22 protein-coding genes are annotated in these 21,959 nt (G+C 52.7%); 14 read left to right on the top strand and 8 right to left on the bottom strand.

The features are described 5' to 3' along the window. Positions 1 to 13: 13 nt before the first annotated feature. Positions 14 to 226, top strand: coding sequence for a CsbD family protein (locus NR302_RS01565; RefSeq protein WP_008109944.1), 213 nt, complete (start codon positions 14 to 16; stop codon positions 224 to 226). Positions 227 to 301: 75 nt separating this feature from the next. Here the strand turns inward: NR302_RS01565 and zur are convergent, their stop codons facing one another. Next, positions 302 to 820 carry a zinc uptake transcriptional repressor Zur gene (zur, locus tag NR302_RS01570; protein ID WP_008109945.1) on the bottom strand — a complete coding sequence of 173 codons (519 nt, stop codon included), beginning with the start codon at positions 818 to 820 and terminating at the stop codon, positions 302 to 304. Positions 821 to 1,271: 451 nt separating this feature from the next. Between zur and traF the strand changes: the two genes are divergently transcribed. The 3 genes from traF (at position 1,272) to pspG (ending at position 4,108) form a co-directional block, all read left to right on the top strand. Beyond that, positions 1,272 to 2,522: a conjugal transfer protein TraF gene (gene traF / locus NR302_RS01575; RefSeq protein ID WP_258144365.1), complete on the top strand. Its 1,251-nt coding sequence runs from the start codon at positions 1,272 to 1,274 to the stop codon at positions 2,520 to 2,522. A 97-nt stretch (positions 2,523 to 2,619) separates the two neighbouring features. Further along, positions 2,620 to 3,618, top strand: a complete 999-nt coding sequence (gene dusA / locus NR302_RS01580; protein ID WP_179451824.1) for a tRNA dihydrouridine(20/20a) synthase DusA — start codon at positions 2,620 to 2,622, stop codon at positions 3,616 to 3,618. Positions 3,619 to 3,874: 256 nt separating this feature from the next. Continuing rightward, positions 3,875 to 4,108, top strand: coding sequence for an envelope stress response protein PspG (gene pspG, locus NR302_RS01585; protein WP_154154880.1), 234 nt, complete (start codon positions 3,875 to 3,877; stop codon positions 4,106 to 4,108). 194 nt (positions 4,109 to 4,302) lie between these two features. Here the strand turns inward: pspG and NR302_RS01590 are convergent, their stop codons facing one another. Continuing rightward, complete coding sequence (locus NR302_RS01590; RefSeq protein WP_258144367.1) at positions 4,303 to 5,286, bottom strand: quinone oxidoreductase; 984 nt, start codon at positions 5,284 to 5,286, stop codon at positions 4,303 to 4,305. Positions 5,287 to 5,359: 73 nt separating this feature from the next. Here NR302_RS01590 and dnaB point away from each other — a divergent pair, with 73 nt between their 5' ends. The 7 genes from dnaB (at position 5,360) to NR302_RS01625 (ending at position 12,069) form a co-directional block, all read left to right on the top strand. Continuing rightward, a complete protein-coding gene (gene dnaB, locus NR302_RS01595; RefSeq protein WP_036649986.1) occupies positions 5,360 to 6,766 on the top strand; it encodes a replicative DNA helicase in 1,407 nt (468 codons plus the stop codon). A gap of 128 nt (positions 6,767 to 6,894) precedes the next feature. After that, complete coding sequence (locus NR302_RS01600) at positions 6,895 to 7,386, top strand: Lrp/AsnC family transcriptional regulator (RefSeq protein WP_008109951.1); 492 nt, start codon at positions 6,895 to 6,897, stop codon at positions 7,384 to 7,386. Between the two features lie 228 nt (positions 7,387 to 7,614). Next, complete coding sequence (locus tag NR302_RS01605) at positions 7,615 to 8,229, top strand: YitT family protein (protein WP_008109953.1); 615 nt, start codon at positions 7,615 to 7,617, stop codon at positions 8,227 to 8,229. A gap of 48 nt (positions 8,230 to 8,277) precedes the next feature. After that, on the top strand, positions 8,278 to 9,471 hold the full coding sequence (locus NR302_RS01610; protein WP_258144368.1) for an amino acid aminotransferase: 1,194 nt from the start codon (positions 8,278 to 8,280) through the stop codon (positions 9,469 to 9,471). A gap of 183 nt (positions 9,472 to 9,654) precedes the next feature. Then, on the top strand, positions 9,655 to 11,190 hold the full coding sequence (locus NR302_RS01615; protein WP_258144369.1) for a catalase: 1,536 nt from the start codon (positions 9,655 to 9,657) through the stop codon (positions 11,188 to 11,190). 108 nt (positions 11,191 to 11,298) lie between these two features. Beyond that, the gene (locus tag NR302_RS01620; RefSeq protein WP_154154718.1) at positions 11,299 to 11,715 is read left to right on the top strand and encodes a secondary thiamine-phosphate synthase enzyme YjbQ; all 417 of its coding nucleotides are present in this window, start codon (positions 11,299 to 11,301) and stop codon (positions 11,713 to 11,715) included. A 3-nt stretch (positions 11,716 to 11,718) separates the two neighbouring features. Next, complete coding sequence (locus tag NR302_RS01625) at positions 11,719 to 12,069, top strand: MmcQ/YjbR family DNA-binding protein (RefSeq protein ID WP_154154715.1); 351 nt, start codon at positions 11,719 to 11,721, stop codon at positions 12,067 to 12,069. Positions 12,070 to 12,075: 6 nt separating this feature from the next. Here the strand turns inward: NR302_RS01625 and NR302_RS01630 are convergent, their stop codons facing one another. Together NR302_RS01630 and uvrA are read right to left on the bottom strand one after the other, a co-directional pair. Then, entirely contained in the window at positions 12,076 to 13,140 is a 1,065-nt protein-coding gene (locus NR302_RS01630) for an NAD(P)-dependent alcohol dehydrogenase (RefSeq protein WP_061718370.1), read from the bottom strand. A gap of 210 nt (positions 13,141 to 13,350) precedes the next feature. Continuing rightward, a complete protein-coding gene (gene uvrA, locus NR302_RS01635; RefSeq protein WP_008109963.1) occupies positions 13,351 to 16,179 on the bottom strand; it encodes an excinuclease ABC subunit UvrA in 2,829 nt (942 codons plus the stop codon). Positions 16,180 to 16,401: 222 nt separating this feature from the next. On the opposite strand from uvrA, the gene ssb1 reads away from it, so the two are divergent. Next, the gene (gene ssb1, locus NR302_RS01640) at positions 16,402 to 16,956 is read left to right on the top strand and encodes a single-stranded DNA-binding protein SSB1 (protein WP_008109965.1); all 555 of its coding nucleotides are present in this window, start codon (positions 16,402 to 16,404) and stop codon (positions 16,954 to 16,956) included. Positions 16,957 to 17,028: 72 nt separating this feature from the next. On the opposite strand, the gene NR302_RS01645 is transcribed toward ssb1, so the two are convergent. The 3 genes from NR302_RS01645 to NR302_RS01655 form a co-directional block, all read right to left on the bottom strand. Continuing rightward, positions 17,029 to 17,490: an RES family NAD+ phosphorylase gene (locus NR302_RS01645; protein ID WP_256698156.1), complete on the bottom strand. Its 462-nt coding sequence runs from the start codon at positions 17,488 to 17,490 to the stop codon at positions 17,029 to 17,031. Continuing rightward, complete coding sequence (locus NR302_RS01650; RefSeq protein ID WP_258144370.1) at positions 17,487 to 17,930, bottom strand: antitoxin Xre-like helix-turn-helix domain-containing protein; 444 nt, start codon at positions 17,928 to 17,930, stop codon at positions 17,487 to 17,489. Before NR302_RS01650 ends, NR302_RS01645 begins: the two co-directional genes overlap by 4 nt. Positions 17,931 to 18,002: 72 nt before the next feature. After that, entirely contained in the window at positions 18,003 to 18,530 is a 528-nt protein-coding gene (locus NR302_RS01655; protein WP_258144371.1) for an isochorismatase family protein, read from the bottom strand. A 123-nt stretch (positions 18,531 to 18,653) separates the two neighbouring features. On the opposite strand from NR302_RS01655, the gene NR302_RS01660 reads away from it, so the two are divergent. Both NR302_RS01660 and NR302_RS01665 read left to right on the top strand, forming a co-directional pair. Further along, on the top strand, positions 18,654 to 19,484 hold the full coding sequence (locus NR302_RS01660; protein ID WP_258144373.1) for an AraC family transcriptional regulator: 831 nt from the start codon (positions 18,654 to 18,656) through the stop codon (positions 19,482 to 19,484). A gap of 72 nt (positions 19,485 to 19,556) precedes the next feature. Beyond that, entirely contained in the window at positions 19,557 to 20,510 is a 954-nt protein-coding gene (locus NR302_RS01665; protein ID WP_258144374.1) for a DMT family transporter, read from the top strand. Between the two features lie 932 nt (positions 20,511 to 21,442). Here NR302_RS01665 and NR302_RS01670 read toward each other — a convergent pair. After that, positions 21,443 to 21,838, bottom strand: coding sequence for an IS3 family transposase (locus NR302_RS01670; protein ID WP_008109970.1), 396 nt, complete (start codon positions 21,836 to 21,838; stop codon positions 21,443 to 21,445). Positions 21,839 to 21,959: the final 121 nt, after the last annotated feature.

Raw genomic sequence — 21,959 nt, forward strand, 5'->3', positions numbered from 1 at the left:
GTGGAGGATTGTTATGAACAAAGACGAAGCGAGCGGAAACTGGAAGCAGTTTAAAGGGAAATTTAAAGAGAAGTGGGGCAAGCTTACGGATGACGACATGACGGTGATCGAAGGTAAACGCGATCAGTTGGTCGGTAAAATCCAGGAGCGCTACGGTTATGCGAAAGACCAGGCCGAGCAAGAAGTTAAGGACTGGGAAAGCACCAATAAAGATTACCGCTGGTAATCGCCCCTTAATGAATATGCTCCTACCCGCCAATCATTTAGCGTAGTGATTGGCCCGGCACAAGGATGTGCCTCTCTATTTTCTTACCCGTTTTTTCCCCTCAACCTGATGGTCATGCTCGCAGCTTTCATGATGCGTGCAAGCCGCCACTTCTGCGCAGTTCTCACACAGGCCATGCGCCTCAATTACAGTATGACGCAGAGAAAATCCCGCCTGATCCGCTAACGAAGCAATGGTCTTTTCCACACCATGAGCATGTTTTTCAGTCACTGCCGCGCAACCGTCACACACCAACATCACTGAAGTATGTGCCGGCTCATCAAAATGATGACAAACCACATAACTGTTATTCGACTCAACGCGATGAATAAATCCCTGTTCCAGCAGGAAATCCAGCGCGCGATAAATGGTGGGCGGTTTAGCTTGCGGTTCACTGACACGCAGCTGATCCAGCAAATCGTAAGCGCTTATCGAACCATTCTGCTCTGCCATCAAGCGCAGCACTTCGGCGCGCTGAGTGGTGAGGCGCACGCCGCGATCAAGGCAAAGTGATTCAGCCTGGGTAAGAAGTTGTTCTGGCGTGAGGTTTGACATAAGCATTCTCCGGGTTGCAGGTGATGTTATTTTATCACACAAATTTTTACGCTGCTGTGATTGCTTATTTTACTTAAATTCCTACAGAAAATTCCCACCAATCAATCGATTACCCTTCCTGTTTTTCGATCAATTTTGTTGCAATCAACATTCCTGAAAAATGCGTACCGGCAGACAGCGCAACGGCTGCACGGATTTTGCTTTGCAACTCACTGGGTTAGCGTCTATGGTTCAAAAGGTCTTAAGTAATTTCTGGTATCAATTTACTCACTGTTAATTTTTCTGCATAAAAACACAGCGGAATGGTGCTTACGCATCCAATTCTGCGAATAGCAGTGCTATTTCCTTTTAATTCACAGCAATGAAGCGTTAGCCAGGGTTCAGAATAGCGGCTAACTAAACTTTCAGTCGGTGAGTGATTCAGCGACATTTCAAAGGTGATGGCAGGCTCATGGTGAAGACAATATTCAGGCACAAAAAAGTAGCTTATCTTGTTGGTTTGAATGCAGTATTTCTTTCTTCCTCAGCTCTGGCAGCAGGTACATGGTATGACGCGCGTAACGACGCAATGGGCGGTACCGGCGTAGCCTCTTCCACCTGGAGTTCCGCAGTGCTGGCTAACCCAGCATTGATGACCAAAGCGCAACCTGAAGATAACGTCAGCATCATTTTTCCTTCAGCCGGTGCACAGGTTACTGATAAAGACAAATTGATCGACCGCGTCGATGACATCACTGATACCGTTGATCGTTATCAGGACGTAATCGATAACCTGACCTTTGCCGATTACCTTAATGGTTACCCGCAGTTGAAGGCCGCAGCAGGTGATATGGCTAATCAGCTCAGCGATCTGCGCGGCAATAAAGCCAACGCAACGGCGGGCGTAGCCCTGGCCGTCACCGTTCCAAATGAAACCTTACCTTTTGCCTTTATCACTAAGGCGTACGGTACTGCGCACGTGCGCGCCAACGTAGCGGATAGCGATATTGCCTACCTGCGCGCTGTTGCCGATGGGTCGAGAATTCCTGTTCCAGGTGATGAAGATAACTTGCGCTCCAGCGCCAATGGGCTGGCGGCTTTGGTCACCGATTATGGTGTGTCAGTCGCGCATGAATTCTCGATTGCCGGCCATCCGGTTTCTGTCGGCGTGACGCCAAAGCTGCAGAAAACCTGGCTGTATAACTACACCGCGAGTATCTACAACTACGACAAGAGCGACATCAACAACAGCCGCTATCGCAGCAGCGATACCGGTTTCAACGTGGATGCTGGCGTTGCAACGGATTTCGGTGAGAACTGGACTTTCGGTGTGACCGGGCAAAACCTGATCTCGCGCGATATCGACACCAAAGAGGTGAACGGCTACCGCGATACTTACCAAATTCGTCCACTGGTTACTACCGGGCTTTCCTGGAATAACGGGCCGTTCACGCTGGCCGGTGATGTTGATCTGACTGAAACCAAGCGCTTCAAATCGGAAGACAGCAGCCAGTATGCTGGCGTAGGTGCGGAGTATCGTGTGCTGGATTGGCTGGCGCTGCGCGCCGGTTATCGTGCCGACCTGAAGTCGAACGATACTGACGTGTTCACCGCTGGTTTGGGTGTGTCACCGTTCAGCAATACCGTTCATCTCGATCTGGCCGGTTCTGTGGGTAAAGACAACACCGTGGGTGCGATGCTGCAGCTCGGATTTAACTTCTAATTCCCCGTCTGATAACGGGCGGCTGTGCCGCCCGTTTTGCTGTGATATGATTGCGCAGTTTCTCATCACTTAACTTACTGCGGATTTACTGCGTTTCATGACCGATACTTTCTCCTCGCAACGTTTTTCCATCGCCCCAATGCTCGACTGGACCGATCGTCACTGTCGTTATTTCCACCGTCAGCTGAGCGGCGACACGCTGCTATACACCGAAATGGTGACGACCGGCGCGATCATCCACGGTAAAGGCGACTATCTGGCTTACAGCGAGGAAGAGCATCCGCTGGCGCTGCAGCTGGGTGGTAGCGATCCCGCCGCGCTGGCGCAGTGCGCAAAGCTGGCAGAAGAGCGTGGCTACGATGAGATCAACCTCAACGTGGGTTGTCCGTCCGATCGCGTACAGAACGGCCGTTTTGGAGCTTGCCTGATGGGCGATGCGGCGCTGGTTGCCGACTGCATTAAAGCGATGCGCGATGTGGTGAGCATTCCGGTGACGGTTAAAACCCGTATCGGCATTGATGAGCAGGACAGCTACGAATTCCTGTGTGATTTTATTGGCACCGTGGCGCAACAGGGCGGCTGCGATACTTTTATTATCCACGCGCGCAAAGCCTGGCTTTCCGGTTTGAGTCCGAAAGAGAATCGCGAGATCCCGCCGCTCGATTATCCACGCGTCTATCAATTGAAGCGCGACTTCCCGGCGTTGACCATGGCGATTAATGGCGGCATCAAAACCCTGGAAGAAGCTAAACTGCATCTGCAGCATATGGATGGCGTGATGATGGGGCGCGAAGCCTATCAGAATCCGGGTATTCTGGCGCAGATTGATCGCGAACTGTTTGGCCGCGATACGCCGCGTGTCGATCCGGTGGCAGTGGTGCGCTCAATGTATCCGTACATTGAAGCTGAATTATCTAAAGGCATGTATCTCGGCCATGTTACACGTCATATGCTTGGCCTGTTCCAGGGTATTCCCGGTGCGCGCCAGTGGCGTCGTTACTTAAGTGAAAACGCCCATAAACCCGGTGCCGATGTGCGCGTGCTGGAAGCGGCGTTAGCGTTGGTAGCGGATAAGATCCCGCAGGAAGTGATGTAATCATCGTCAGGCAAGCCGGAGCGTTCCGGCTTTTGTAGGGTGCGCATTCATGCGCACATCAAGGCCAGCAGAATGGTTTTTTCTGCGCCATAAATTAGTTTTTTTCATCATCCTTTCAAGCCTTCACTCATCCCTTATCCAACATATTCAGACAGTTAGCCAAATTTATAAGTTGGCACGTATCTTGTAATGTTCCTGATGTTACTCACACAGGAGAGCCTTAGTGGAAATTCTATTTGTTATCGGCTTTTTTCTGATGCTGCTGTTCACCGGCGTTTCGCTGCTGGGCGTGATTGCGGCATTAGTGGTGGCAACCGCTTTGATGTTCTTTGGCGGATTGCTGGCAATTGTTATCAAAGTGTTGCCATGGCTGGTGCTGGCAGTGGCTGTTGTATGGCTTTATCGCGCATTTACCACGCCTTCAGGTGAGGCTAAATTGCGCAGGCTGAAAAGAAAAATCAGTGACTTAGATAGAAGGGATTGGCGCTAATTGCGGTGAGGATCACAGACTCGGAAATTGCTTAGAATAATTCCGCATTTAAACATATTTTTTACTTATGTTTTCTGTCAGGATGATTGGCGTTGTTTCAAACGAATTCATCGCCGCTGTCCCTACACCAGCGCGAACTATAAAAAAGAAAGAAAAAGGGGCTTCCTACGGGAAGCCCCGTTTGCATTTAGCGATCAGGGGATCAACAGGCTGGAACCCTGAGTTGCGCGGCTCTCCAGCACCTGATGCGCGCGCACCGCGTCACGCAAGGCAAATTTCTGCTGCTCGGGCACGTTAAGCTGAATTGCCCGGCTGGCGATCAATGAGAACAATTCATTGCTGGCGGCATCCAGTTCTTCGCGGTTAGTGATGTAGCCGAACAGCGAAGGGCGAGTGACGAACAGCGAGCCTTTCTTATTGAGAATGCCAAGATCAACGCCGGTTACCGGACCCGATGCATTACCAAAGCTGACCATTAATCCGTGGCGACGCAGGCTATCCAGCGAAGGTTCCCAGGTATCTTTTCCCACCGAGTCATACACTACGGCCACTTTCTCGCCGTTGGTCAATTCGCTGACGTGCTTCGCAATATCCTCTTCGCGATAGTTGATCGTCGCCCAGGCGCCGGCATCTTTGGCAATCTTCGCTTTCTCTGCTGAACCTACAGTGCCAATCAGATGTGCGCCGAGCGCTTTGGCCCATTGGCAGGCGATCAAACCCACGCCACCGGCTGCGGCATGGAACAGGAAGATTTCATCGGCTTTCACTTTATAGGTTTGGCGCAGCAGATACTGCACGGTTAAACCCTTGAGGAAAGAGGCCGCGCCTTGCTCAAACGAGATGCTATCCGGCAGGATCACCAGACGATCTTCCGCCACATTGTGCACTTCGCTATACGCACCGAGCGCGGCCTGGCAATAGACCACGCGGTCGCCCGCCTTAAAACGCGTCACCGCCGATCCGACGCGCTTCACCACGCCGGCCGCTTCGGTGCCTAAGCCGGAAGGGAAGCTGCTTTGCGGATACAAACCGCTGCGCACGTAGGTATCAATGTAGTTAATGCCAATCGCCTTGTTTTCCACCTGCACTTCGTGCTCGGCGGGATCGGCTAATTCGAAATCGACCCATTGCAGCACATCTGGGCCGCCGTGTTGGTTGAACTGAATACGCTTTGCCATTCTGACTCCTGTGATTGTTCATCCTGGGACGTTATACTTGCGCGTCCCTTTCACGATCGGTAATGCATTCACTATGGCAGGAAATAAACCCACCAACAAATCGAACGAACCCCGCGATCGGCAGCTGGAAGGCGTGAAAATGCCGCCGCATTCCATAGAAGCGGAGCAGTCGGTGCTCGGTGGGTTGATGCTGGATAATCAGCGCTGGGACAACGTTTCTGAACGCGTCGTCGCCAATGATTTCTTCAACCGCTCGCACCGTATGATCTTCACGGAAATGCAGCGTTTGCTGGAAGCTGGCCAGCCGATCGACCTGATTACACTCTCTGAATCGCTGGAAACGCTGGGCGAATTAGAGATGGCTGGCGGCTTCGCCTATCTTGCCGAGCTGGCTAAAAATACGCCAAGTGCGGCGAACATCGGTGCTTATGCCGATATCGTGCGCGAACGTGCGGTGGTGCGCGAGATGATCTCGGTGGCGAACCAAATCGCCGATGCCGGTTACGATCCGCAAGGACGGAGCAGTGAAGATCTGCTCGACTTCGCCGAATCCAACGTTTTCAAAATTGCTGAACAGCGCGCCAATAAAGATCAGGGCCCGCAGAACATCGAGCAGATCCTTGAAGCCACGGTTTCGCGTATTGAGTCGCTGGTCTCAACGCCGCACGACGGCGTTACCGGCGTCGATACCGGCTATCAGGATTTGAACAAAAAAACCGCCGGTTTACAGGGCTCGGATCTGATTATCGTCGCGGCGCGTCCTTCAATGGGCAAAACCACCTTCGCCATGAATTTGTGCGAAAACGCCGCGATGTTGCAGGACAAGCCGGTGCTGATTTTTAGTCTGGAAATGCCCAGCGAACAGTTGATGATGCGTATGCTGGCGTCGCTGTCGCGCGTGGATCAGACGCGTATTCGTACCGGTCAGTTGGAAGATGAAGATTGGGCGCGCATTTCCGCCACCATGGGGATTTTGCTCGAGAAGAAGAACATGTTTATTGATGACTCTTCTGGCCTGACGCCAACTGAAGTGCGTTCACGCGCGCGCCGCATTTTCCGCGAAAACGGCGGATTGAGCCTGATCATGATCGACTACCTGCAGCTGATGCGCGTGCCTGCGCTGTCCGACAACCGTACGCTGGAGATCGCCGAGATCTCGCGCTCGCTCAAAGCGCTGGCGAAAGAGCTGAATGTGCCGGTGGTGGCGCTGTCGCAGCTGAACCGCTCACTGGAACAACGTGCGGATAAGCGTCCGGTGAACTCGGATCTGCGTGAATCAGGCTCGATCGAGCAGGATGCCGACTTGATCATGTTCATCTATCGTGACGAGGTGTATCACGAAAACAGCGATCTTAAAGGCATCGCCGAGATCATCCTCGGTAAGCAGCGTAACGGCCCGATCGGTACGGTACGTTTGACCTTTAATGGCCAATGGTCGCGTTTTGATAACTACGCTGGCCCGCAATACGACGACGAATAACCCTTTCAACCCGGATGCATGCACGTTTTGTGCATGCATTTCACGTCATCAGAAAATAGTGTTGGACAACCCCGGCTTTAATCAGGTTATCTGTACCAAAGCGCCCCTTATTTCGCTGTGGAAACAGAATGACTCAGGTAGACGATCACGACCTTAAGATATTGACATTATTACAATCTAACGGACGCCTCACCAACCAGGAACTCAGTGATTTAGTCGGACTTTCGGCATCGCAATGTTCACGCCGCCGCATCAATCTTGAGCAGGCCAATCTCATTCTCGGCTATCACGCGCGCCTCTCGCCCGATGCGGTAGGCCTTGGCATGGTGGGATTGATTGAAGTGCGATTGAAAAATCATACGCCCGATTATGAAGAGAGTTTTCATCGCATGGTGGAAGAAGAAGCAGCCATCGTCGATGCCTTTAAAACCACTGGCGATGCAGATTATCTGCTGAAAGTGGCGGTGGCCGATCTGGCTTCTCTGAGCGCGCTAATCAGCCAGCTAGTGGCTGGTCATCAAAGCGTGGCGCATGTGAAAACGTCCGTGGTATTGAGCCGTTTAAAAGAGAACGGTTTGATGATGATCCCGCAGCACAAAACGCGCCAAAAAAGTGCGTGATGTGCTAATCTGGTGCAATTATTGCCTTAATAATGCAAAAAACGCGCACCAGAAAACAGATTTGTGCATGGGTTGATGGTTTGAGTCTCAATTGATGCACAAAAACCTGCAATAAAGCGCCTTAGTTATCAATTGGATAATCACTGGCACCCATCGGCGGCGCGCATACGTCGCCGATGTGGTGCGTTTTTTGCATTTGAACCGCATCATTTGCAATGAGATTAACCCATGGATAACGTTGTTCAACCCACCAAAGTTCCCCATTCGCTGATTGAAGATGCGCTGGCGATCGTGCTTGGTACGCTGATGGTCTCTTTCGGCGTCATCATGCTGAAACAGGCTGGCGCGCTCACCGGCAGTTCGGCGGGTATTGCCTTCTTAATCAGCTATTTGTCGCCGCTTTCCTTTGGTAGCGCCTTTTTCCTGATCAACCTGCCATTTTACTGGCTGGCCGTGCGCCGCATGGGCTGGGAATTTACCCTGAAAACCTTCTGCGCTGTTGGACTGGTGTCGCTGTTCACCCATCTGCATCCGCTGTTTGTGCATTTTTCTGCGCTAAATCCGTTTTATGCGACACTGTTCGGTAACGTGGTGATGGGCATTGGGTTTATAGTGTTGTTCCGTCACAAAGCCAGCCTCGGCGGCATCAATATTTTGGCGCTCTGGCTGCAGGACCGCATCGGTCTGCGTGCCGGAAAACTGCAAATGGCGGTTGATACCTGCGTGGTATTAGCGTCACTGTTTGTGGTGTCGTTACCGATGTTGTTTGCTTCAATCGCGGGCGCGGTGATCCTCAATCTCATCATCGCAATGAATCATCGTCCCGGCCGTTACATGGTTTGATGACGCATCTTTACCTCTTATTTCTGACCAATCATGGAGATCTGCACCGTGTTTCAAAACGTTGATGCCTATGCCGGCGATCCGATTCTGTCGTTGATGGAAACCTTCAAACAAGATCCGCGCGATAACAAAGTAAACCTGAGCATCGGTCTCTATTACAACGAAGCGGGCATCATTCCTCAGCTGCAGGCGGTTGCCGCAGCAGAAGAGCGCCTACAGGCGCAGCCGCATCAGGCATCGCTGTATCTGCCGATGGAAGGTCTGAACGCTTACCGTAACGCCATTGCACCATTACTGTTCGGTAAAGAACATCCGATGCTGCAAGCGGGCCGTATTGCATCCATCCAGACCTTAGGTGGCTCAGGTGCGCTGAAAGTCGGTGCTGATTTCCTCAAGCGTTACTTCCCTGCTTCAAACGTGTGGGTGAGCGATCCTACGTGGGAAAACCATATCGCGATCTTCAACGGTGCGGGCTTCGATGTAGAGACTTATCCTTGGTATGACGCAGAAACCAACGGCGTGAAGTTTGATGCGTTCATCGCCAAGCTGAAAACCTTGCCGAAACAATCCATCGTTCTGCTGCATCCGTGCTGCCACAACCCAACCGGCGCCGATCTGACCAACGCGCAGTGGGACGAGACTACCGAAGTGCTGAAAGCGCAGGAGCTGATTCCGTTCCTCGATATCGCTTATCAAGGCTTTGGTGCGGGCATGGAAGCGGATGCTTATGCGATTCGCGCCATTGCGGCTGCCGGCTTGCCAGCGCTGGTGAGCAACTCGTTCTCCAAGATCTTTTCGCTGTACGGCGAGCGTGTTGGCGGCTTGTCCATTGTCTGCGACAGCGCGGAAGAGTCTGCTCGTGTGCTGGGTCAGCTGAAAGCGACTGTGCGTCGCAACTATTCCAGCCCGCCAAACTTTGGTGCGCAGGTGGTTTCCTGCGTGCTGAACGACGAAGCGCTGCTGAATAACTGGCTGGCAGAAGTGGAAGCGATGCGTCTGCGCATTATCGAAATGCGCCAGGCGCTGGTGAATGTGTTGAGCACCAAGCTGCCGGGTCAAAACTTTGATTACCTGCTGAAACAGCGCGGTATGTTCAGCTACACCGGCCTGAGCGCGCAGCAGGTTGATCGTCTGCGCGATGAGTTCGGCGTCTACCTGATTGCCAGCGGCCGCATGTGCGTTGCCGGTCTGAACAGCCGTAACGTCAACCAGGTTGCTGAGGCGTTTGCCGCAGTAATGTAAACCATGATTTGATGATTAAAAAACCGTCGGCGCAAGCTGGCGGTTTTTTTTTAACTTATTTGTTAAGGATAATCGAGACTGGTCTTGTTAGGAGTTAACTCCTTGAATGTAAAGATTCTCCAGCCTAAAAAAGGCTGCGCGCGACATCATAATCGCGAATCTTATGCACAAGGAAGCATGCTCATGACCCTTAAAACCCGTTCTTACCTCATCAAACCTACAGCTATTGCACTTGCGTTAGCTTTCTCTGTTCCGGCTTATAGCACCGAACTCACGCGCGATAACGGCGCGCCGGTGGGTGATAACCAGAATTCACAAACCGCAGGCGAGCATGGTGCGGTGCTGCTGCAAGATGTACAGCTGATCCAAAAGCTGCAACGCTTTGACCGTGAACGCATTCCAGAGCGCGTGGTTCATGCACGCGGTACCGGCGCACACGGCGAGTTCCGCGCCAGCAAGGACATCAGTGACTTAACCATTGCCGAAGTGTTCAAACCGGGCAGCGTGACGCCGGTATTTGTGCGCTTCTCCTCCGTAGTGCACAGCAAACATTCTCCAGAAACGCTGCGCGATCCGCGCGGTTTTGCCACCAAGTTTTACACCAGCCAGGGCAACTGGGATTTAGTCGGCAATAACCTGCCGGTGTTCTTCATTCGCGACGCGATTAAATTCCCGGACATGGTGCACGCATTTAAGCCTGATCCACGTACCAACCTTGGCAACGACGCCCGCACTTTTGATTTCTTCTCACATGTACCAGAAGCCACGCACGGCCTGACCATGTTGTTCTCCAACATGGGTACGCCAGCAAACTATCGTCAGATGGATGGCAACAGCGTGCACGCCTATAAGTTTGTCAACGCAAAAGGCGAAGTGCACTATGTGAAATTCCACTGGAAAACCCTGCAGGGCGAGAAAAACCTCGATCCAGGCGAAGTGGCGGCAATTCAAAGCGGCACCTTCAGCCACATGACCGAGGATTTAGTGGCATCGATCAACAACAAAGCCTTCCCGAAATGGGATCTCTATATTCAAACCATTAAAGCCAGCGATCTGGATAAATTCGATTTCAACCCGCTGGACGCCACCAAAATCTGGCCGGGTATCGCTGAAGTGAAAGTGGGCCAGATGGAACTGAACCGCAACGTGGATAACTTCTTCCAGGAAACCGAGCAGGTAGCGATGGCGCCATCGAATCTGGTGCCGGGCATTGAGCCATCAGAAGACCGTCTGCTGCAGGGCCGTTTGTTCTCCTACGCCGATACCCAGATGCACCGCTTGGGCGCCAATGGCCTGACGCTGCCGGTCAACGCGCCGCGCGTGCCGGTGAGTAACGGGAATCAGGATGGCGCGATGAACAGCGGTAAAGCTGACGATCATGGCGTCAACTATCAGCCAAGCCGTATCTATCCGCGCGAAGAGCTGCAGAGCGCCCGTTACAGCCACAGCCCGCTGAGCGGCACTACGCAACAGGCGATGATCGCTAAAACGCAGAACTTTAAGCAGGCGGGCGATCTGTATCGTTCCTTTAACGACAAAGAGAAAACCGATCTGATCAATTCTCTGGGCGGCGCGCTGAAAGGTGTGGATGTGCAGAGCCGCGCCATTATGCTGTCGTACTTCTATAAGGCCGATAAAGAGTACGGCGAGCGTCTGGCTGCTATCACCAAAGATGATGTGGGCAGCATCAAAACCATGGCCGCTAAGCTGAGCGACTAACCTTCAGGCGGCAGACTTCACGCTCTGCCGCTTTTTCCTCTCTTCAGGGTTTACCTTTCGCCGACATGCTGCACACTTAAACGGTGTGATTACTTATAGGATTCTGGCATGTGGCATCAACAAACGCTTACGCTTGGCGCTAAAGCGCGCGGCTTTCATCTGATTACCGACGAGATTGTCGGCCAGCTTCACGGCTTATCCGATGTGCGCGTCGGCCAATTGCATCTCCTGCTGCAACACACATCGGCGTCGTTAACGCTGAATGAGAATTGCGATCCCACTGTGCGCAGCGATATGGAGCAGCATTTTTTACGCCATGTTCCGGAAAATGCGCCTTATCAGCACGACTACGAAGGGGCCGACGACATGCCCGCACACATCAAATCGTCGCTACTCGGCGTTTCGCTCCTGATTCCGGTCAACCGTGGTCGTCTGATGTTAGGCACATGGCAGGGAATCTGGTTGGGTGAACATCGGGTGCAGGGCGGTGCGCGGCGTATCGTGGCGACCTTACAAGGGGAATAAAACATGAACACATCGGATTTACTGACGTACTGCATGAGCAAGCCGGGCGCGGAACAAAGCTTTAAAGAGTGCTGGCAGGCGACGCAGATTAAAAGTGAAGGCGTGCTGTTTGCCATGCTTTATGAGGTAAAAGGGCGTCCGGCTTTGTCGCTGAAAGCAACGCCTGCACTAGCGGAATTATTACGTGAGGAGCATAACGATGTGTTTCCCAGCGAGTACTTAAACAAGTCGCACTGGAGCACGTTGTGGCTGGATGGTTCGCTGAAGGATTCGCAGATTTATTATCTGGTGGATGCTTCCTGGCAACAGGCTGACGCCACGCGTGAAGCGGGCGTCAACCATGATGACCACTGAGGCGAATTAAGCCGCAGATTCCTCGCGCAGGGTATTGATATCAATCACGAAGCGGTATTTCACGTCGCTTTTCAGCATACGTTCGTAGGCTTCGTTGATTTGATTCATCGCGATCAGTTCGATATCTGAAGTGATACCGTGCTCGCCGCAGAAATCCAGCATCTCCTGGGTTTCCGCGATGCCGCCAATCAGTGAACCGGCGATGCTACGACGTTTGAAGATCAGGTTGAAGACCTGCGGTGCCGGGTGATCGTGCTCCGGTGCGCCGACCAGCGTCATGTTGCCATCACGCTTCAGCAGGGCGATGAACGGGTTGAGATCGTGTTGCGCCGCAACGGTGTTCAGGATGAAGTCAAAGCTGTTGGTGTGCGCTGCCATTTGATCGGCATCTTTCGAAATCACCACTTCATCCGCGCCGAGGCGTTTACCATCTTCAATTTTTGACGGTGACGTGGTGAACAGCACCACATGTGCGCCCATCGCATGAGCCAGTTTCACGCCCATGTGACCAAGGCCGCCCAAACCAACGATACCGACTTTTTTACCCGGGCCAACATTCCAGTGGCGCAGCGGCGAGTAAGTGGTTATACCAGCACACAGCAGCGGCGCAACACCCGCCAGATCGAGATTCTCTGGAACGCGCAGCACGAAGCTTTCATCTACCACCATGCTGGTGGAGTAACCGCCGTAGGTGATGGCTTTGGTTTCGCGATCTTCGCCGTTGTAGGTGCCAACAAAGCCATTTTCGCAATACTGCTCCAGCCCTTCCTGACAGCTTGGACAGCTGCGGCAGGAATCAACCATACAACCAACGCCCACCAAATCACCCACTTTGTAGTTGTGAGTGTGCGCGCCAACGGCAGTGACGCGACCCACGATTTCATGACCCGGCACTACAGGGAAAATGGTGTTGCGCCATTCGTTGCGCGCGGTATGCAGGTCAGAGTGGCAGACGCCGCAGTACAACACTTCAATCTGCACATCATGAGCGCGCAGTTCGCGTGGCTTAAAGTCGAACGGGGCGAGTTTTGCTTTCGCGTCCTGTGCGGCATAGGCATGCGTAATATTCATGGTGTCTCCAGTAGGATGTGTCGTGAGTTTTATGCGGGATCCCGTAAGGGATAAAAGGCGCGTGAATCACGCCAAAAGGAACGCTGTAAGGATAGTCAGCAGGATGGAATGCGTATATGCCTGAAGTTGTCTGATTCTTGCCTGTTCCTGCATTTCGTTGCGGAATTCGGCAGAAAAAATCAGGCCCGCAATGGCGGGCCTGGGAGAAAATTACTTCTTCAACATTGGCTTAAGGAAACGTGCCGTGTGTGATTTTTCACACTCCGCCACCGTTTCTGGCGTACCGGACACCAGGATTTCACCCCCGCCGCTGCCGCCTTCCGGGCCAAGATCGACAATCCAGTCTGCGGTTTTCACCACGTCGAGGTTGTGCTCAATCACCACGATGGTGTTGCCCTGATCGCGTAGCTGATGCAGCACTTCCAGCAGTTGCTGAATATCCGCAAAGTGCAGACCGGTGGTCGGCTCATCAAGGATATAGAGCGTCTGGCCGGTGCCACGTTTAGACAGCTCACGCGCCAACTTAACGCGCTGCGCTTCACCGCCCGAGAGCGTGGTCGCCGACTGACCGAGGCGGATGTACGACAGGCCAACATCGATCAGCGTTTGCAGCTTACGCGCCAGCGCCGGCACCGCATCAAAGAACTCGCGTGCTTCTTCGATGGTCATATCCAGCACTTCGTGGATGCTCTTGCCTTTGTATTTGATCTCCAGCGTTTCGCGGTTATAGCGTTTGCCTTTGCACTGATCGCACGGCACGTAGATGTCCGGCAGAAAGTGCATTTCTACCTTGATCACGCCATCGCCCTGACAGGCTTCGCAGCGTCCGCCGCGCACGTTGAAGCTGAAGCGGCCCGGATTGTAGCCGCGTGAACGCGCTTCCGGTACACCGGCGAACAGCTCACGTACCGGCGTGAAAATGCCAGTGTAAGTCGCGGGATTCGAACGCGGCGTACGGCCAATCGGGCTTTGATCGATATCGATCACTTTATCGAAATGTTCCAGACCGGCGATCTCACGATACGGCGCGGCTTCGATGGTGGTCGCGCCATTGAGCTGGCGCTGCGCAATTGGGAACAACGTATCGTTGATCAGCGTTGATTTACCCGAGCCGGACACGCCAGTGATGCAGGTAAACAAGCCGACCGGAATCGTTAGCGTGACATCTTTGAGGTTGTTACCGCGCGCACCGGTCAGTTTCAGCACTTTAGCGGGATCGCCTTTGACGCGCTGTTTAGGGATCGCTATTTCACGTTTACCGCTGAGGAACTGGCCGGTCAGGGAATTTTCATTCGCCATGATCGCGTGCACATCGCCTTCGGCAACCACCTGACCACCGTGCACGCCAGCGCCCGGACCGATATCGATCACGTGGTCAGCGGCACGAATCGCATCTTCATCGTGCTCCACCACAATCACCGTGTTACCGAGATCGCGCAGGTGAATCAGCGTGCCGAGCAGGCGTTCGTTATCGCGCTGATGCAGGCCGATGGACGGTTCATCCAGCACGTACATCACGCCAACCAAACCGGCACCAATCTGGCTGGCCAGACGAATACGCTGCGCTTCACCGCCGGAGAGCGTTTCCGCCGAGCGTGACATCGATAGGTAATTCAGGCCGACGTTAACCAGGAAGCTCAGGCGATCGCCAATCTCCTTCAGGATTTTTTCTGCGATCTGCGCACGCTGACCACTCAGCTTCATGTTGGCGAAGAAATCCATCGCATGGCCGATGCTCATTTCTGAGATGGTCGGCAGGTTGGTGTCTTCGACAAAAACATGGCGCGCTTCACGACGCAGACGCGTGCCTTCACAGCTGGCACAGGCGCGGTTGCTGATAAATTTCGCCAGCTCTTCACGCACCGCGTTGGATTCCGTCTCTTTATAACGGCGCTCCATGTTGTGCAGCACGCCTTCAAACGGATGGCGGCGCACCGAAGTGTCACCGCGATCGTTGATGTATTTGAATTCGATATTCTCTTTGCCGGAACCGTACAGAATCACATTGCGCGCGTTGTCGCTCAGGCTGTTGAACGGAGCTTCGACATCGAATTGCAGATGCTCAGCCAGCGAGCGCAGCATCTGGAAGTAGTAGAAGTTACGGCGATCCCAGCCGCGAATGGCGCCGCCCGCCAGCGAGAGCTCGGGATTTTGCACCACACGATCGGGATCGAAATATTGCTGCACGCCCAGGCCATCACAGGTCGGGCAGGCGCCGGCCGGGTTGTTGAACGAGAACAGGCGCGGTTCAAGTTCGCGCATGCTGTAGCCACAAATTGGGCAGGCAAAGTTAGCAGAGAACAGCATCTCTTCGGCGCTGGTATCATCCATATCGGCGACGATCGCCGTGCCACCGCTCAGTTCCAGCGTGGTCTCGAAGGATTCGGCCAGACGCGTTGCCAGATCGTCGCGCACGCGGAAGCGGTCAATCACCACTTCAATGGTGTGTTTCTTCTGCAACTCCAGTTTAGGCGGATCCGACAGATCGCACACTTCACCATCGATACGCGCACGGATGTAGCCTTGCGCGGCGAGGTTTTCCAGCGTTTTGGTGTGTTCGCCTTTGCGATCTTTCACCACTGGCGCCAGCAGCATAAGACGACGGCCTTCTTCCTGCGACAGCACCTGATCAACCATCTGGCTCACGGTTTGCGCCGCCAGTGGAACGTCGTGATCCGGACAGCGCGGCTCACCCACGCGTGCAAACAGCAGGCGCAGATAGTCATGAATTTCAGTAATGGTGCCGACGGTGGAACGCGGGTTATGCGAAGTCGATTTCTGCTCAATGGAGATGGCGGGCGAAAGACCTTCAATATGGTCAACGTCCGGTTTCTCCATTAATGAAAGAAACTGGCGCGCATAGGCCGAAAGCGACTCGACATAGCGACGCTGGCCTTCCGCATACAGCGTATCAAACGCCAGCGAAGACTTACCGGAACCTGACAGACCGGTGACCACAATGAGCTTATCGCGAGGGATGATCAGGTTGATGTTCTTCAAATTATGGGTGCGAGCACCGCGGACTTCGATCTTATCCATTCACCTTTCCCGGATTGAACAACACTCGCCATGCCTTGCCAGCACGACCAGCAGAAACGGTCCATTATGGCACAAAAAATAAACTGAATAAATATCCAGTGTTTTTGCTATTCTGTCCGCCGATAAATTTTGGAATCCCGCTCTAAAGTGGGCACACGCCAATGTGACGTGATACAATTTTTCGCTTAGACTTTTAGCATCAACTCATCGGGAGACAGCAACATGGCCAGTCGTGGCGTAAACAAAGTGATTCTAGTCGGGAATCTGGGTCAGGATCCGGAAGTGCGCTACATGCCAAATGGTGGCGCGGTAGCCAACATTACGCTGGCCACGTCAGAGAGCTGGCGCGATAAGACAACCGGTGAAAACAAAGAGATCACTGAATGGCACCGCGTTGTGCTGTTCGGCAAGCTGGCAGAAGTCGCTGGCGAATACCTGCGTAAAGGTTCTCAGGTTTACATCGAAGGCCAGCTGCGTACCCGCAAATGGACCGATCAGGCCGGCCAGGAAAAATACACCACTGAAGTGGTAGTTAACGTTGGCGGCACCATGCAGATGCTGGGCGGACGTCAGCAGGGCGCGAACGCAGGCGGCGCACCTTCGGGCGGCCAGGGCGGCGGCAATAACAACGGTTGGGGCCAGCCACAGCAGCCACAACAGCAGCCGCAGGGCGGTGGTAACCAGTTCAGCGGCGGTGCGCAACAGCGTCCACAGCAGCAGAGCGCACCAGCCAACAACGAACCGCCAATGGATTTTGACGACGATATTCCGTTCTAAAAATACATTACGTAGTATTTGTTAAGAGCCCCGTAATGCGGGGCTTTTTGTTATTCAAAAGAGGATATTTTTTTATTTTATCAATCGTTTATCGAATGCAAACGGTAACTTATTTACGCTCGACAGATAACTCTCAAATACCGGATGCTCCGGGTTCAATATCGCATTATTTTCCATCGGAATAATGCTTGAAGGAATGATCAGCGCTGCACCTTCTCTCGATTGCAGCCAACCTGTGCCCAAATCCATAGTTGAAACTGGAGCCGGATCCTGGCGCCAGTCAGCAGGCAAAAAGTCTTCTGAAATGTAGGAGACTTCATCGTCAGGAATCTCGATGCTGAATAAAGTGTACTCATCCAAAATCGACTCGTTCGAAACGTGCACCAGCACTTCAAGCGCGGCAAGTGAAACCGAGGTCGCGACATAAATGGTTGGGTGGCCTTTGTGATTCCAGCGGCCACCATACTGTTTCGCACCGTTGCCGGTCCAGGCTTCAGAAGCGTATAGCGTTTTGGTTAGCCGATAGAAAATCACGAGAAGACACCATGCTCCAAACGGCCAATCAAATCGAGCACATCCAGTGCGCCGCTTTCAGTGGCTAGCAAGGTAATAGGTGCAATGTTGCCTAATCCTTTGACCGGCCGGCTTAACCATTGCGTAGCATCTTCTTTATTACCACCAAACAATTGAACGGCTGCATCGATCACTCGGACGAAGCGGGCTATGCGTTCGCTCTCATCGGGTGACAAGCTTTTACCTGCGCTTTTACGGCGGGCAATATTTCGCTCATTGATGCCAGTGACCTTCATAATTTCGGCTCTACTCATTGCCGACCAATGACGAATGTCATCAATCACCGCGACCGGCAAGCCCGCCTCAAGCATGCGAGTTAGCTCCAATCCGCGTGGGGGTAAGCCAGCAAAGCGCCAAAGTGCATTGTCATGTGATTTGCCATCAGGAATGTAGGCTCTCATAAGATTCTCCAAGTCTGACAAATGTCATACTCTATTATTGACACTTGTCAGAAGTTTTCAATAGCAGAACCTTTAATGCGGTCGCCATTCCCGCAATAACGCTTCCGTCTCACGCACCAGCACCGGATTGCCCGGCATAATCAAATCGGCCCACACTTCGTTGTGCTGATTGATCTGCTGCTGCGCGGAAACATACGTGCGGTCGGCGGTGGTATGCGCATCGGCGGCGACGGTGATGTGATAGCCGAGGCTGGCGCCGACTTTGATGGTGGTATCGACACAGTAATCGGTCGCGCAGCCGCAAATGACGAAGTTTTTAATGCCCAGTTGGTCGAGTTGGGCGGCAAGATCGGTTTGCCAGAAGCTATCGCAAGCGGTCTTATTGATGAAGATGGCGTTGGCTGGCTGCTGCAGCTCGGGCACAATCGCCCAACCAGCTGAATCAACTTCTAAACCTGGCCCAACGTGCTGGATGAAGATCACCTGATCGGCCGCAGCGATTAACTGATTGATACGTTCACAGCGTCCGGCACGATCAAAACGCGGCGTTGCCAGCACGCCATTTTGCATATCCACCACAACTACGACTCGATTCGCCATTTCACTCTCCTAAGTTTGAAGCCTCAGTGTGGATTGCCGACGCGCAGAGGTAAAGCAATTCACCTTTGCATTTCTCGCCACTGCCGCGCATGCTTATAAGCGCTTTTATTCCGGAGGTGTGTCGTGAAGGTGGTTCCTGAAATCTTTCCTTGTGAGCAAGATCGTGCGCAGTTTCAGCATTTCGCTGAGCTGCCGGGCATCGAGCTGTATCAGGCGCACATCTCCCGCTACGCTTTTGAACCCCATACCCATGAAGCCTTTGGCATCGGTACTATTGAGTCCGGTGCCCAGCGCTTTCGCTATCGCGGCGCCAACTACACCGCGCCACAGCATTCGTTAGTGATGATGAATCCCGACGAACTGCACACGGGTGAATCTGCCTGTGACGAAGGCTGGCGCTATCGCATGATCTATATCGATCCGCAGGAAATGGATCGTCTGACCGGCGATCGTGATTGGTGGTTCAACGATGCACTGCGCACCGATGCGCGTCTGGCACAGCCGTTTTCGCAACTGCTGGCGCAGATGTGGCAGGCGGAAACTACGCTGGAGCGCGAAAGCATTTTGCTCGAACTGCTGGAGTTAATGCGACCGCTGGCGCGTCAGGGACAGCAGCGACCTGCCGAAGGGGCGCATCGCTTTGATGCGGTGAGAGACTATTTGCGTGAAAACCTCGCCGAACCGGTGCGGCTTGAAGAACTTGCTGCGCTGGCATCACTGTCGCCGTGGCATTTCCTGCGCAGTTTCAAACAGCACTTCCACGTTACACCACATCAAATGCTGATGGCTTTTCGCCTGTTCGCCGCGAAACAGCAACTGGCGCGCGGCGACAGTGCGGCAACCGTTGCAGCATCGGTCGGCCTTACCGATCAGGCACATCTCACCCGCGCCTTCGCGCATCGCTACGGCATCACGCCGGGCCGCTATCAAAAACAAGTGTTCCCTTCACGCTAACCGCAATCTGCTACAAGCCTTTCGCCTCCGCCTGCGTCACACTGCAGCGGAATGCATATAAAGGAAGAGTTTATGTTTGCTGGAATACTGTTTGCGCTGGCAGCGGGATTGATGTGGGGATTGATCTTTGTGGGTCCGCTGCTGATACCGGATTATCCGGGCACTTTGCAATCGGCCGGACGCTACGTCGCCTTTGGATTGGTGGTGTTGCCGCTGGCCTGGCTGGATCGCCGTCGTTTGCGTCAGCTGGCGCGCAAAGATTGGATTGAAGCGCTGAAGCTGTCGCTGATTGGCAATTTACTCTATTACGCGTTTCTCGCCAGCGCGATTCAACGTACCGGCGCGCCCATTTCAACCATGATTATCGGCACCTTGCCGGTGGTGATTACCGTGACGGCTAATCTCTGTTATGGCCATCTTGAAGGGCGCTTGCCGTGGCGCAAACTGACGCCGGCTTTGCTGATTATTGCCGCAGGCCTGGCTTGCGTGAATGCCGCCGAACTTCAGACGCAAGGTCCCGATTTTGATTGGTCGCGCTATCTCACCGGTTTAGGGTTAGCGGTTCTGGCGGTGGCATGCTGGACATGGTATCCGCTGCGTAATGGTTTATGGTTACGCGCGCATCCCCAGCACAAGCCATCCAGCTGGGCGACAGCACAAGGTTTGGTGACGCTGCCGCAGGCGTTGGTGTTCTATCTATTGGTCTGCGTGCAGCTCCACTGGCAGCAACCTGCATTTGCGCTGCCCTTCGGGCCGCAGCCGCAACGCTTTCTATTATTAATGTTAGGTATCGGGCTGATCTGCTCATGGCTGGGCACACTTTGCTGGAATGCTGCCAGCCAGCGCGTGCCGACAGTGATAATGGGGCCGCTGATTGTGTTCGAAACCTTAGCCGGATTGCTGTGGACATTCCTGTGGCGACAAAGCTGGCCGCCGCTGTTAACTGCGGTCGGCATTGGCTGTTTGATTGTTGGCGTAATCTACGCGATGCGCATTAAACCCCAGCCGCATATCACTGCGGTATAACTCATCAATGAGCGCTGCTGAAAAATCATTTCGGCAGCGTACTCCGCTGTATTTTAAGAATTTGACTAGCTCCTCTTACACCTCAAATCCCGCTTTCTGACGCTGACCAGGCCGTCGATATAACTTTTCGGCTAATTTCAGCCGCTTTTTCAGTCCTGATTTGTCATAAACAGACATGCCGCTGCGTCCCGCGCGGCAGTGTTTGGCCGTATTAAGGCGCACTAAACCTTCATTAATCCTCGTTCTTCCTGGCTATAGCAGGCCCTAAAGCGGAAAAAACCGGCGCGTTAAGGCGGAAAAACATGCATCTAACCTACCGTTTATTGCCGTTTGGCACTGAAGATTGGCACTCGAAAGCCACTTTTTGCTTAAGGGAATAGGGCGTTGTTAAGAAAGATTCCATTAACCGTTGGCAAAAAACCATTAAGCGTAACGATGAATAGGGTGCAGTAATTTAACTTATCTCCCGCTTTTTGGCTGTTATTGTTTAGGCTAGATAACCTTTCTTATCAGGATTATTCCTGGCGGCATGATGAGAAATTATGGTCTACGCGCGTCAACCGAATGATGAAAGAATCCAGGAGTAGATCCAGTTAAAAACAGAGGTTATGTGTGAGCGGTTACACGGCGTTGTTCATTAATGCTTAACAGAATTGTCTGCATTCAGGGCTGATGATTAATGTTGGTAAAGTAATAATTGAAGCGCCAATCTCACCGAAATGAGATTGGACTTCGTTTGAATGGCTTGAATAGAGAGACTTTTGCTGATGTGAATCTATTTTACCGCAAAAAAGGAAGCAATTCCGCGATGGTATTCATCAGGAAAAATTGGAGCGAATTGTTATGTTGTGAACGCCGTATTAAATGATCTTCATATCTTCTGGTAAGAACAAATCTCAGCATTAAGTCAAATAACATCGGCCTTAATGGTGTTAGCGATTATCTGTTCCTGCAGGATAATGATAAACGCTGCGGCTAATATCCAGTAAACGGCAGCTACGACGGGTACCTATGTCGAATGTCGTTTGCAGAAAGTTAACCGCCTGACGCTTTTCATTCGTGGTAAAGAAGTTTTTCAATACGCTTTGCAGCATCTCTTTATCGGAACTCAGAGATTGCAGTTCACGCGTGAGGTTAAGAAGCTGATCTTCCAACTCCTTGATTTTGCGACCTTCCTCGGAAGAGAGCCCAGAAAACTTCTTCTTCCAGCTATAGAAAGTGGCCTCGGAAATGCCAAGCTCCTCACAAATCTCCCTGACTTTCACTCCCGTTTCAGAAGCTTTAATGGCATTTGTGATTTGCTCTTCGCTATATCGTGACTTTCTCATAAATGCTATTACCTTTCTTATCAATTAGTGGATGAGAATTACTGTATTAATATCTGGCACTGCAAAAACACTATTAATTCAGTATTAAAGTGCGCGATTTGAATTGCGAGGGTTAAATTAA

Origin of the sequence: Pantoea sp. SOD02 (genome assembly GCF_024707505.1) — a bacterium.
GTDB classification, from domain to species: Bacteria; Pseudomonadota; Gammaproteobacteria; order Enterobacterales; family Enterobacteriaceae; genus Pantoea; species Pantoea symbiotica.

What these genes read in the sequence shown, in the direction of transcription:
- NR302_RS01565 (WP_008109944.1), top strand. Translation starts at nt 14, where the DNA reads ATGAACAAAGACGAAGCGAGCGGAAACTGGAAGCAGTTTAAAGGGAAA.
- zur (WP_008109945.1), bottom strand. Translation starts at nt 820, where the DNA reads ATGTCAAACCTCACGCCAGAACAACTTCTTACCCAGGCTGAATCACTT.
- traF (WP_258144365.1), top strand. Translation starts at nt 1,272, where the DNA reads ATGGTGAAGACAATATTCAGGCACAAAAAAGTAGCTTATCTTGTTGGT.
- dusA (WP_179451824.1), top strand. Translation starts at nt 2,620, where the DNA reads ATGACCGATACTTTCTCCTCGCAACGTTTTTCCATCGCCCCAATGCTC.
- pspG (WP_154154880.1), top strand. Translation starts at nt 3,875, where the DNA reads ATGCTGCTGTTCACCGGCGTTTCGCTGCTGGGCGTGATTGCGGCATTA.
- NR302_RS01590 (WP_258144367.1), bottom strand. Translation starts at nt 5,286, where the DNA reads ATGGCAAAGCGTATTCAGTTCAACCAACACGGCGGCCCAGATGTGCTG.
- dnaB (WP_036649986.1), top strand. Translation starts at nt 5,360, where the DNA reads ATGGCAGGAAATAAACCCACCAACAAATCGAACGAACCCCGCGATCGG.
- NR302_RS01600 (WP_008109951.1), top strand. Translation starts at nt 6,895, where the DNA reads ATGACTCAGGTAGACGATCACGACCTTAAGATATTGACATTATTACAA.
- NR302_RS01605 (WP_008109953.1), top strand. Translation starts at nt 7,615, where the DNA reads ATGGATAACGTTGTTCAACCCACCAAAGTTCCCCATTCGCTGATTGAA.
- NR302_RS01615 (WP_258144369.1), top strand. Translation starts at nt 9,655, where the DNA reads ATGACCCTTAAAACCCGTTCTTACCTCATCAAACCTACAGCTATTGCA.
- NR302_RS01620 (WP_154154718.1), top strand. Translation starts at nt 11,299, where the DNA reads ATGTGGCATCAACAAACGCTTACGCTTGGCGCTAAAGCGCGCGGCTTT.
- NR302_RS01625 (WP_154154715.1), top strand. Translation starts at nt 11,719, where the DNA reads ATGAACACATCGGATTTACTGACGTACTGCATGAGCAAGCCGGGCGCG.
- NR302_RS01630 (WP_061718370.1), bottom strand. Translation starts at nt 13,140, where the DNA reads ATGAATATTACGCATGCCTATGCCGCACAGGACGCGAAAGCAAAACTC.
- uvrA (WP_008109963.1), bottom strand. Translation starts at nt 16,179, where the DNA reads ATGGATAAGATCGAAGTCCGCGGTGCTCGCACCCATAATTTGAAGAAC.
- ssb1 (WP_008109965.1), top strand. Translation starts at nt 16,402, where the DNA reads ATGGCCAGTCGTGGCGTAAACAAAGTGATTCTAGTCGGGAATCTGGGT.
- NR302_RS01650 (WP_258144370.1), bottom strand. Translation starts at nt 17,930, where the DNA reads ATGAGAGCCTACATTCCTGATGGCAAATCACATGACAATGCACTTTGG.
- NR302_RS01655 (WP_258144371.1), bottom strand. Translation starts at nt 18,530, where the DNA reads ATGGCGAATCGAGTCGTAGTTGTGGTGGATATGCAAAATGGCGTGCTG.
- NR302_RS01665 (WP_258144374.1), top strand. Translation starts at nt 19,557, where the DNA reads ATGTTTGCTGGAATACTGTTTGCGCTGGCAGCGGGATTGATGTGGGGA.
- NR302_RS01670 (WP_008109970.1), bottom strand. Translation starts at nt 21,838, where the DNA reads ATGAGAAAGTCACGATATAGCGAAGAGCAAATCACAAATGCCATTAAA.